Source organism: Gudongella ferriphila, assembly GCF_046224405.1.
GTDB lineage: Bacteria > Bacillota > Clostridia > Tissierellales > Tissierellaceae > Gudongella.
In genome coordinates this window covers 1-9,825 of the sequence record NZ_JBJXRK010000047.1, presented here as the reverse complement: position 1 = coordinate 9,825, position 9,825 = coordinate 1, and the positions used below count along the sequence as shown (strand labels likewise).

At 39.2% G+C, this 9,825-nt stretch carries 13 protein-coding genes; all 13 read left to right on the top strand.

Annotated features, from left to right (window positions below; translation table 11 throughout):
• Nucleotides 1–228: 228 nt before the first annotated feature.
• The 13 genes from ACKVDP_RS13340 to ACKVDP_RS13280 all read left to right on the top strand — a co-directional run bounded on the left by ACKVDP_RS13340 (nucleotide 229) and on the right by ACKVDP_RS13280 (nucleotide 9,756).
• Nucleotides 229–495, top strand: a complete 267-nt coding sequence (locus ACKVDP_RS13340) for a hypothetical protein (protein WP_409229389.1) — start codon at nucleotides 229–231, stop codon at nucleotides 493–495.
• A gap of 33 nt (nucleotides 496–528) precedes the next feature.
• A complete protein-coding gene (locus tag ACKVDP_RS13335) occupies nucleotides 529–804 on the top strand; it encodes a hypothetical protein (protein ID WP_409229388.1) in 276 nt (91 codons plus the stop codon).
• A 79-nt stretch (nucleotides 805–883) separates the two neighbouring features.
• The gene (locus tag ACKVDP_RS13330; RefSeq protein WP_409229387.1) at nucleotides 884–1,453 is read left to right on the top strand and encodes a dihydrofolate reductase family protein; all 570 of its coding nucleotides are present in this window, start codon (nucleotides 884–886) and stop codon (nucleotides 1,451–1,453) included.
• Between the two features lie 42 nt (nucleotides 1,454–1,495).
• Nucleotides 1,496–2,281: an alpha/beta hydrolase gene (locus tag ACKVDP_RS13325; protein ID WP_409229386.1), complete on the top strand. Its 786-nt coding sequence runs from the start codon at nucleotides 1,496–1,498 to the stop codon at nucleotides 2,279–2,281.
• Between the two features lie 200 nt (nucleotides 2,282–2,481).
• Nucleotides 2,482–2,706: a PF20097 family protein gene (locus tag ACKVDP_RS13320; protein WP_409229385.1), complete on the top strand. Its 225-nt coding sequence runs from the start codon at nucleotides 2,482–2,484 to the stop codon at nucleotides 2,704–2,706.
• Between the two features lie 198 nt (nucleotides 2,707–2,904).
• On the top strand, nucleotides 2,905–4,209 hold the full coding sequence (locus ACKVDP_RS13315; RefSeq protein ID WP_409229384.1) for an alpha/beta hydrolase family protein: 1,305 nt from the start codon (nucleotides 2,905–2,907) through the stop codon (nucleotides 4,207–4,209).
• Between the two features lie 317 nt (nucleotides 4,210–4,526).
• The gene (locus ACKVDP_RS13310; RefSeq protein WP_409229383.1) at nucleotides 4,527–4,709 is read left to right on the top strand and encodes a DUF4177 domain-containing protein; all 183 of its coding nucleotides are present in this window, start codon (nucleotides 4,527–4,529) and stop codon (nucleotides 4,707–4,709) included.
• Between the two features lie 107 nt (nucleotides 4,710–4,816).
• A complete protein-coding gene (locus ACKVDP_RS13305; protein WP_409229382.1) occupies nucleotides 4,817–5,164 on the top strand; it encodes a hypothetical protein in 348 nt (115 codons plus the stop codon).
• 25 nt (nucleotides 5,165–5,189) lie between these two features.
• Complete coding sequence (locus ACKVDP_RS13300) at nucleotides 5,190–5,612, top strand: PPC domain-containing DNA-binding protein (RefSeq protein WP_409229381.1); 423 nt, start codon at nucleotides 5,190–5,192, stop codon at nucleotides 5,610–5,612.
• Between the two features lie 269 nt (nucleotides 5,613–5,881).
• A complete protein-coding gene (locus ACKVDP_RS13295; RefSeq protein ID WP_409229380.1) occupies nucleotides 5,882–6,211 on the top strand; it encodes a DUF3870 domain-containing protein in 330 nt (109 codons plus the stop codon).
• 22 nt (nucleotides 6,212–6,233) lie between these two features.
• A complete protein-coding gene (locus tag ACKVDP_RS13290; protein ID WP_409229379.1) occupies nucleotides 6,234–7,529 on the top strand; it encodes a dicarboxylate/amino acid:cation symporter in 1,296 nt (431 codons plus the stop codon).
• Between the two features lie 37 nt (nucleotides 7,530–7,566).
• Nucleotides 7,567–8,919: an aspartate aminotransferase family protein gene (locus ACKVDP_RS13285; protein WP_409229378.1), complete on the top strand. Its 1,353-nt coding sequence runs from the start codon at nucleotides 7,567–7,569 to the stop codon at nucleotides 8,917–8,919.
• A gap of 21 nt (nucleotides 8,920–8,940) precedes the next feature.
• Nucleotides 8,941–9,756, top strand: a complete 816-nt coding sequence (locus tag ACKVDP_RS13280; RefSeq protein ID WP_409229377.1) for a beta-keto acid cleavage family enzyme — start codon at nucleotides 8,941–8,943, stop codon at nucleotides 9,754–9,756.
• Nucleotides 9,757–9,825 lie beyond the last annotated feature (69 nt).

The window sequence follows — 9,825 nt, the reverse complement described above, 5'->3', positions numbered from 1 at the left end:
GAAAAGCTATCAGGAGTAAGCTCATAAAACAGAGCCTGCTCCTTTTTTATGTTTTCCATCCCATTGTAATTTTGCTGGAGATTAATTCACTGTTTCCATAAAAATGGTATAGATAAACTGATTTAATGTTATAATGTTTTAAACAGGAATTCAAATTATTTTTCTAAAGTGGATTGATGTAATTAGAAATCATTTCAATATATAAGAAATCATAAATAAGGAGGACCTATGATTACAATTTTCAATCGCAAGGAACTTTGCAGCGTCTATTCGATGAAAGAACAGAGCAATATCCGAATAGCTTTAACAAGAAGCAATATTGACTACCATATAAAGACCATAAACAGGATGTCCTCATCACCATTTTCCAGCGGAACCAGAAGCAGGGCTGGATCCTATGGACAAAAACAGGAACTAAATTATCAATACATATTTTATGTGCACAAGAAGGACTTCAATAAAGCATCAATGCTGGTTGGCAAGACAAGGGTATAAGACAATTTTTAGGGAGATTCTGGAGGGATATCATTGAAAGATGAGATGAAATGCTTGAGATGTGGAAGTGAAATGGAGATGGTGAAAGACCTTGTACTGAGAATTGGTGAACCTGAGATGCTTATGATGAGAAAGGTTCCAAATGGTATACAGGTTGATGTACACCAGTGCCTTGGATGTGGAAAACTTGAGTTTTACCACCATAAGGATGAGCTGATTACAAAGATCAAGTGCCCCAGCTGTGGAAGAGTTCATGATAAAGACTATCCAAAATGTCCATACTGCAAGTATGACTATGGAAGAAAGTAACATACTGGCGTTCAAAGTACAAAGAGACAGGTTATTTGTCCTATGTTCCAGCTTTAGAAAATCATGGGAGGATGAGCTTGTGAAGAGGGATATAGTTCTGTATATTGCTGTAAGCTTAGATGGGTATATCGCAAGGGAAAATGGTGCAGTTGACTGGTTGGGTGGCGAAAGCGGAGATTCTGATTTGGATTCTGGTTTCAATGAATTTTACAGCTCAATAGATACAGTTGTTATGGGCAGAACTACGTATGAACAAGTTGTTAATGAACTTTCTCCTGGGGCTTGGGTATATGAGGGAAAGAAATGTTACGTAGCGACAAGTAGAAATCATGTAGCTGACAATAGGGTAGAGTACATATCAGAGGATATTGTTGGATTTATTAAAAAAATAAAAAGCCAGCCGGGGAAGGATATTTGGCTTGTTGGTGGTGGAAGGCTGCTGGACCAGTTTTTTAAACAAAATCTATTAGACAGGTATGTTATAACAATAATACCAACTATTTTAGGCGCTGGCATTCCGCTATTCTTGGATGAAAATCCAGAGATTCAACTTAAACTAATAGAAACAAAAGTTATTGATGGTATGGTTGAGCTCACTTATATTAGGAGAGAATACCATACACTACCACTTGATTTCAAAGAATGTTAAAATATGCTATAATTAGCCAATTAACAGCGAGGAGTTGAAAGAATGATTGACATTGATGAGCGAATGATAACAATCAAGGATTTTCCCTCAAGAAATCTAGAAAACAATAGGGAAATCAACATATATATTCCATCAAGCTATTATGAAGACAACGAGAAGTCCTACCCTGTACTCTACATGCACGACGGTCAGAATGTCTTTGACGGTGAAAGAGCTTATGCAGGCGTAGGGTGGACAGTTCATGAAGTCCATGATGAGCTGGTCAGCAGGGGGATGATCAGAGAGCTTATAATTGTTGGGATAGACAATATGCAGGAGGATAGACTGAGCGAGTATGCCCATGTGAACGGCAGGTTTAAAAGACAGAGAATAATGGGTAAGGGTAAGCTCTACGAAAGGTTTCTTATTGAAGAGCTCAAGCCTTTTGTTGATGAAAACTTCAGGACATTGACCGGTCCAGAGGATACTGGTCTAATGGGATCATCAATGGGAGGGCTTGTGACCTTCAATATTGGATTTAGGAATCCTCATGTGTTTGGAAGGCTTGGAATCATATCCCCGTCTTTCTGGTGGGGGACAAGGGCAAATATCAATACTGTGGATATTTACCAGGATGCCCTTGCCAATAGCCGCATATGGATAGATATGGGAACCAAAGAAGGGGGATTGGACAGGTCCTTTGATAAGGTTGTTGAGCGTATTTTAACTAAAAGCGACAGATCAAGAGGCAATATCGAGGCCCATTGGATCATAGGAGCAGCCCATACGGAAACCGATTGGCAAAGAAGAGTCCATTGGCCCTTGATTCACCTGTTCGGGCTTGATTGATAGTGAAGGTATGTATAAGACTTTATGGAGCAATCACAAGATAATGTGACTGCTCCTTTTGCATGTAATTTTTCAGGATTTTCCATGTAGATGGTAGAACTGCACTGGTTTAGTGTTATAATGTTGTAAAATAGAGTTTTAATCATCTATGATGCAGTAATGATTAAATAAGAACAGAGACTTAAGAGAGGTGGTCATATATGCAATGTCCTTTTTGTGGTGAAGAGATGGTAAGAGGCTATATCTATGGTGACAGGTATGCTTTGAAATGGTTACCTGAAGAAAAGGATTTAGTTCTTGGGCTTTGGGCAGTTGGTGGAATCAAGTTGGGTGAAGATAGTCCTGCCGGTAGACCAAGAGTGCAGGCGAATAAGTGCAATACATGTAGCAAGATGATAATTGACATGTGTGAGGAGAATGATTGAATATTTTACAATTAAGTTGGGTATGATAATTCTAAAGGATGTGTTAAAAACCAGAACCTGGTCCGAGGGAGTGAAAAGATGAAAAAAGAGCACAAGAAGACAGGTTCTTTGTCCTATACATGATTGAAGACAACAACCAGTACCTGGAGAAAAAAGAGAATCTGGTGATTTTGTATTAACCATTAGATTGGAGGATCTATGAGATATCTAAAAAAATGTCCATTATTACTAATTCTTATTTTAATTGTAGCAATGCTTTTTGTCGGTTGCGAAACTACAAAGGATGATAGGGTATTTTTTGAAGCAATATTGGATCTTAAAGAGTTAGATGAAGACATGGACCTTTTTGAGTTTAAGGAGTATTTTCAAAAAAAGCTAAATAGGCTAAATGTGGTTTCAAAAATGGATGACAATACTTTTTACAACGGTGAGTTTGAGCATTACACCATGATTTTCAAGGAGTTGGATATTGTAGATTATACAGATCTAGATGTATATTTGGTGGATGAAATACAGAACACTGATATTTTATCTACAAAGGAGTATAAAATTTCCTATACACTGATCAGTTCAGCGGGCGAAGAATATGAATTTATTGATTACTGGGATGTTTATGTAGAGGATGACAAAATTTTTAATGGGTTTGTTAAGGATAAAAGTGATATCGTAAAGTGGTCAGAAGAGAAAGGTCATATTGATAACGGCAAAATAGTAGATGAGCAACTCATAGATGGAGGAGCAGAGCATGATGATATTGTCATGTCTAAAATTATCTATATGAGTGATGGACTTGAAGTTTTCGGATATATGACTAGACCAGCCGATGAAAATACTGAACTTCCACTTATTGTATTTTTGCGTGGTGGATATGGAGATGAATATTGGCGTGAAACCATTACTGGAGATGGTAACTTATCAGAAATTGCCAGAAAGGGATATGTAGTGATTGCACCTCAATATAGAGGGGGAACAATTGGCAAGGATGAGCTGGGTGGTGGAGACCTAAATGATGTAATAAACATGATTGAGCTGGCTAAGAACCTAGATTATGTTGATGCTGATAACATATATTTGATTGGTGAGTCTCGAGGTGGCCTTATGGCTCTATTACTGGCAAGAGAACATATTGAAGGCGTAAGAGGTGGTGCGATCTTGTCAGGACTATACTCATTGCTATTCAACTATTATTACTATGAAGGAGCTAGTCGTTTTTACGAGAAAACTATCGGATTGGGAACACCAGCAGAAAATCTTGATGGATATGTAAAACGATCTGCAACCATGTGGGCAAATGAAGTTGATATACCTTTTTTAATGATACACGGAAAAGAAGATGTTGAGCATTGCCCAATAGCTCAGGTATATGAATTTATTGATCAAATGGATAGATATGGTAAGGATTACGAGTTTATAGAATTAGAAGGTGTTGGTCATCAAATATGGGATCATCCAATAAAACCCTTTGATAAAGCACTGGAATACATAGAGAGTATTAGCAATTAACTATACTTTTCCAGCAGAGGACAGAATCCGTATAATGTAAGAGAAAATATTTATAGAGGGAAAGTTTGAGATAGTATCTTTTATAAGATAAATACAATCCGGTTGCCATAAGTTTTTCAATTCAAATCTTCTACTGTCATGTCACAGTTAAACTGGTGGTTGATTATGCCGAAAATCCTATAAAAGTTCAATAAGTGAATTTTTTGTGGTGTAAGGGTAGAATCAATGTACAAGAATATATAGTTAAGAAAAGACCAATGATAATACAACGTAGTCCATAAGTTTTTAAAATTTGAATAATGATGGAGGTCAAACGAATGTATGAATATAAATATGTGCAGGCAACTTTGGGAGGATTTTTTACAGAGGCAAATCACCATGACATCATTGACGAACATTCCAGGGAAGGTTGGAGATTGGTACAAGTTCTTCCCACTGAATACAATGGTCATGGTAAACCTACAGCTTTTGAGATTATTCTTGAACGGGTGATAGATTAGTCTGCTCATGGAAACAAATGTCTAAAGCTGAACATAATTCGAAACAAAAGGGTATTGGGAGCATATAGGGATATTTGTACCTAGAACAAATCCAAAGGAGGAAAAGGATGAAAAAAGAGCACAAGAGAACCCTTAAGATTTTGGTTCCTGCAATTGCAATAGAATTGTTCTTTCTCTATCGAAGAGGCTTTGTAATCAGTGAGAGTTTCTTCTTTGTATGGTTTGTCGTATTTGGTACATTTTTCGCCTTCCGTTGGATAGGGGGAAGTGCCAGCCCCATGGGCATTGGAGGAAGGTCGGATAGATTTCTTGCTGCCAAGTTCAGTGAAACCATGTATCAGGGTGAGACCTCTGAAAAGGTTAAGAACAGTGATTTTGCCCTGGATTTGATATTCTTGTTCCTTGCTATCACAAATCTAATATTGTCATTGGCAGCCTATTACATAGAAAGATAATGTAGATTTTGAAAGGTGTGATCTTATGGATTTCGTGAAGTTTGGGAATAAATATGTTTTAAGACTTGATAAGGGAGAGGAAATCGTGGAGACCCTTAAGGAATTTTGCACTCAACAGGGAATAAAGCTTGGATGGATAAAGGGGATTGGAGCTGTTGGAGAGGCCACCATTGGACTTTTTGAAACAAAAGAGAAGGAATACCATTCAGTTGACCTTAAGGGTGATTATGAAATCACATCACTTCTTGGCAATATCTCAACAATGAATGGGGAAACCTACCTCCATCTTCATGCAACCCTTGGAGACAGCGAATATAATGTACAGGGGGGACACTTTTCGAGAGGTGTCATCAGTGCAACGGGAGAGTTTGTTATTGAGTCAATTGAGGGTGAAATTGATAGGAAGTTTGATCAGGAAATTGGTCTTAATCTATACAAATTCAAGTGATAAAAAGATTTTAGAAAATTTAACAAACTTTTTGTTGCCATATAGAATGGGCTATGGTATAGTACAGTGTAAGAAAACTAAATATGTATATGTTGCTTTGCCATGAGGGTTTCACTTCCCGTGGAGCCATAATCAGGTAAAATCCAGCTCTAAATAGTAATTACTATTTTTGGGCTGTTTTTTTTTGGAAAATCAATATGGTCACACTCAATACTATTAACTGGGAGGTGCTTGTGAGATAATAGAAATAAAAAATGGAGAGTGATACCATGAAATATCCTGAAAAGACAATCTATATCAGCAGCTTTTCAAAGCTGCCAGCAGGAATACCATCAGAAAGCGTTTACAAGGCACTAGATGTTGGGCTTATAATAAATACAGAAACTGGAATTATTGAAAACGCTTCAGTAACTCTTTTAACAGATGTAGCTGCAGAATTTCTTCGAGATATCATTGTAGGGTTTAACCTTAATGAGGATGATCTTGAGACTCTGTTTGATGAAATCAAGACCAGATATCACGGGTCCGCACAGAAGGCAATCATTGTATCAATCAAGAAGATCGTGGGGAAATACGAGGCTTTGATTTCAGGTCAATAGCCTCAATAAAGGGAGGCATAGTATGAAAAAAAAGTTTACATGGAAGTTGTACCACAAGATATTTTTAGGTTTGTTCTTAGGTATTACAGTAGGTATTATACTTAGTTCAATGGGTGGTCCAGACAACCCAACTATTGCAAAGATGATGGAGTTTTTTGTATTTCTTGGAAACCTTTTCATCAGACTTATAAGAATGGTAATAGTACCGCTGGTTTTCTTCTCAATTACCAGTGGAGTTATAAACCTGGGAGATATTAGAAGGCTAAGAAACATCGGTGTGAAGACAATAGGACTTTTCCTTTTAACATCGGGCTTTTCAGTTAGTATAGGACTTCTGATAGCAAATATTATTAAGCCAGGTTCAGGCATCGACTTAGGCTCGGTTTCAGCGAACAATATCGAAATTAGGGAATTGCCAGGCTTCTATGATGTTGTACTCGATTTCTTTCCAGAAAATCCAATTGCATCAATGGCAAATGGATCCATGTTACATATAATATCTTTTGCCATATTTACAGGAATAGCACTTGTAATTATTGGTGAGAGGGCAAAACCAGTTACTGAACTTGTAAACATCCTTTCAGAAACCATGTTTAAGATCATTGACATAGTTGTTAAATTCACACCTTACGGAGTTTTCGGACTTATGGCAAACGCAACTGCCCAGTTTGGAGTGGAAATATTCGGACCGATTGCTAAATTCATATTGGCAGATTATTTAGCGGCAATTTCACACACAATAATTGTATTGATGCTGATACTTCTTGTGGGAATTGTTAAAATAAGTCCCATCAAGTTTTTCAAGAAGGCATTTGAACCTTGGTTGGTTGCTTTCAGTACTTGCACATCCTCAGCGGCTCTACCATTTTCAATGAAGGTAGCAAAGAAGATAGGTATACCCGATGAGAATGCCAGCTTTGTACTTCCCTTGGGAGCTACAATGAACATGAATGGTACCTGTATATATTTCGGACTGATAGTTGTATTTGCAAGTCAGCTGTACGGAATGGATCTTTCAATAGGAATGCAGGCAATGCTAGTACTTCAGGCTACTCTTCTTGCAGTAGGAGCAGCTGCAGTTCCCCAGATAGGACTCGTCATAAGCATCACCCTGCTTGAGAGTATGGGACTTCCACTTGAAGCCATAGCTTTGGTTGCAGGAATATACAGAATCGTAGACCAGATTCACACAGCAACTAACAACTTTGGAGACCTTGTAGTTGCAACTGTTGTATCCAAACTAGAAGGAACTTTTGACTACGAGACATTTGAGGCCGACAATATGACCAAAGAGATAAAACTATCAGAGCAAATCTAGTTACTAATTACAGGGAAAATAGATAAGGGGGATTATAATGAGTTTAAACAAAGCGCCTAAAAATCACGTGTTCTACAGAAACCAAAACTGGCATTACCCAAAGATTGAAAGAGGTCAGGGAATATATCTTTACGGTGAGGACGGAAAGGAATACATCGATGGCTGCTCTGGTTCAGCGGTTGCAAACATCGGTCATGGAAACAAGGAGGTTGCCGAATTTGCCAAGGAGCAGATCGAAAGAATAGCCTTTACACACCTTTCCAGATGGACTGTTGATGTTATTGAGGACTGCGCAGAGAAGGTGGCAAGCTGGTGCCCAGAAGGACTAGACCACGTGTACTTTGTATCAGGTGGTTCAGAAGCAACTGAGACTGCAATGAAAATGGCAAGACAGTACTTTGTCGAAAGAGACGGAGTCCAGTCAAGCAAGTGGAAAATCATATCAAAGTGGAATTCCTATCATGGAGCTACCTTGGGATCACTTTCAATGACAGGTACAATCGGAAGAAGAAAAGTCTATGATCCAATGCTTGTAAACTTCCCCAAGATTGAGCAATTCTACCACTACAGAAACCCATGGGGAGCGGAGACTCTATACGAAACCAGCGTAAAGGCTGCCCAGGAGCTGGAAACTGAAATACTTAGACATGGACCTCAGAATGTTGCAGCTTTCATAACAGAGCCTGTCGTTGGTTCGGCAGCACCTGGAGCACATCCAGAGAAGATTTACTTCGACATGGTTAGAGAAATCTGTGACAAGTACGATATCCTGTTTATAATGGATGAGGTAATGGCAGGGTCAGGAAGAACCGGGGAGACCATGGCATCAAAGCTGTTTGATGCTACACCGGACATTATTGCTGTTGCGAAGGGCCTTAGCAGCGGTTACACACCAATGGGAGCTGCAGTATGCAACAAGAAGGTGTTTGATGCAATAATGGTGGATGGATCAGGAAACTTTATCCATGGGCACACCTATGCTTCAAATCCTCTATCATGTGGTATCGCCCTTAAGGTAATGGAAATAATTGAAAGGGAAGAATTCATCCAAAACGGAGCAGCTCAGGGTGAGTACCTTATGGAGAAGATGCAGGACCTTTACAAGTACCCAATCGTTGGAGATATAAGAGGAAAGGGTCTTATGATAGGAATGGAGTTTGTTAAGGATAAGGAGACCAAGGAACCATTTGATCCTTCATTGAAGATGAATGCCAAGGTGAACAACGCATGCATGGAGGAGGGACTTGTACTTTATCCAGGTGGAGGATCCGCCAATGGAAAGGGAGACCATGTTCTTATAGCTCCTCCAATCAACATAACAAAAGAGGAAGTTGATTCCCTTTATGAAAGAATGGAAAACGGAATCAAGAAGGTTTGTGAAAGCCTTTAATAGTGTGGAAGGGGGATTATTATGGAAAAACTTATTGTAACCATAGCACTCACGGGGAATGTTCCAACCAAGGAGCTAAATGACAGCACACCAGTTACTGTGGATGAGATAGTAAAGGATGCAAAGGATTGTGCAGACCTTGGAGCGGCAGTTGCCCACATCCACGTTAGGGATGAAAAGGGAATGCCAACCAGTAGACGTGACCTGTTCGAGCAGGTGGTCAACAAGATGAACCAGGAGAAAATCGATATAATTAAGCAGCTTTCCACAGGAGCCCGTGGTGGAGAGAACACAATTGACTGGAGAGGGCAGATGCTTGACCTGAACGTTGAGATGGCAAGTCTTGCAACAGGCTCATCAAACTTCCCATCAAGTGTAAATGCAAACTCGCCAGATTTGATAAAAGAGCTGGCACAGAAGATGTTGGACAATAACATCAAACCCGAAATCGAGATATTTGATACAGCAATGCTATCAAATGCACTTTTCCTTGAAAAGAAGGGAATCCTAAAGGGACCACTTCACTTCAACCTGGTTATGGACGTTAAGGGTTCAATCCCTGGAACTCCAAGGAACCTCATGTTCCTTGTTGAAAGCCTTCCAAAGGGATCAACCTGGACTGTATCGGGTATAGGAAGATCTCAGGTTCAAATGATAACCATGGCAATCGCACTGGGAGGTCATGTGAGGACAGGGATTGAGGATACCATCGAGTTTGAGAGGGGAGTTCCTGCAACAAACAAGATGCTTGTTCAAAGGGTAATAGATATTGCCAAGGCAGTGGGCAGACCAATTGCTACAACCGAAGAGGCAAGAAAGATATTGAGCTTAGCATAGAAATAAGACAGAAAATAGGGGGAGATTAACACTTTCCCTATTTTCTTTTCAATTATTATGTAGCTTCAG

Bases quoted from the DNA above. Each gene is read 5' to 3' on its own strand.
- ACKVDP_RS13340 (WP_409229389.1), top strand. From the start codon at position 229: ATGATTACAATTTTCAATCGCAAGGAACTTTGCAGCGTCTATTCGATG.
- ACKVDP_RS13325 (WP_409229386.1), top strand. From the start codon at position 1,496: ATGATTGACATTGATGAGCGAATGATAACAATCAAGGATTTTCCCTCA.
- ACKVDP_RS13320 (WP_409229385.1), top strand. From the start codon at position 2,482: ATGCAATGTCCTTTTTGTGGTGAAGAGATGGTAAGAGGCTATATCTAT.
- ACKVDP_RS13315 (WP_409229384.1), top strand. From the start codon at position 2,905: ATGAGATATCTAAAAAAATGTCCATTATTACTAATTCTTATTTTAATT.
- ACKVDP_RS13310 (WP_409229383.1), top strand. From the start codon at position 4,527: ATGTATGAATATAAATATGTGCAGGCAACTTTGGGAGGATTTTTTACA.
- ACKVDP_RS13305 (WP_409229382.1), top strand. From the start codon at position 4,817: ATGAAAAAAGAGCACAAGAGAACCCTTAAGATTTTGGTTCCTGCAATT.
- ACKVDP_RS13300 (WP_409229381.1), top strand. From the start codon at position 5,190: ATGGATTTCGTGAAGTTTGGGAATAAATATGTTTTAAGACTTGATAAG.
- ACKVDP_RS13295 (WP_409229380.1), top strand. From the start codon at position 5,882: ATGAAATATCCTGAAAAGACAATCTATATCAGCAGCTTTTCAAAGCTG.
- ACKVDP_RS13290 (WP_409229379.1), top strand. From the start codon at position 6,234: ATGAAAAAAAAGTTTACATGGAAGTTGTACCACAAGATATTTTTAGGT.
- ACKVDP_RS13285 (WP_409229378.1), top strand. From the start codon at position 7,567: ATGAGTTTAAACAAAGCGCCTAAAAATCACGTGTTCTACAGAAACCAA.
- ACKVDP_RS13280 (WP_409229377.1), top strand. From the start codon at position 8,941: ATGGAAAAACTTATTGTAACCATAGCACTCACGGGGAATGTTCCAACC.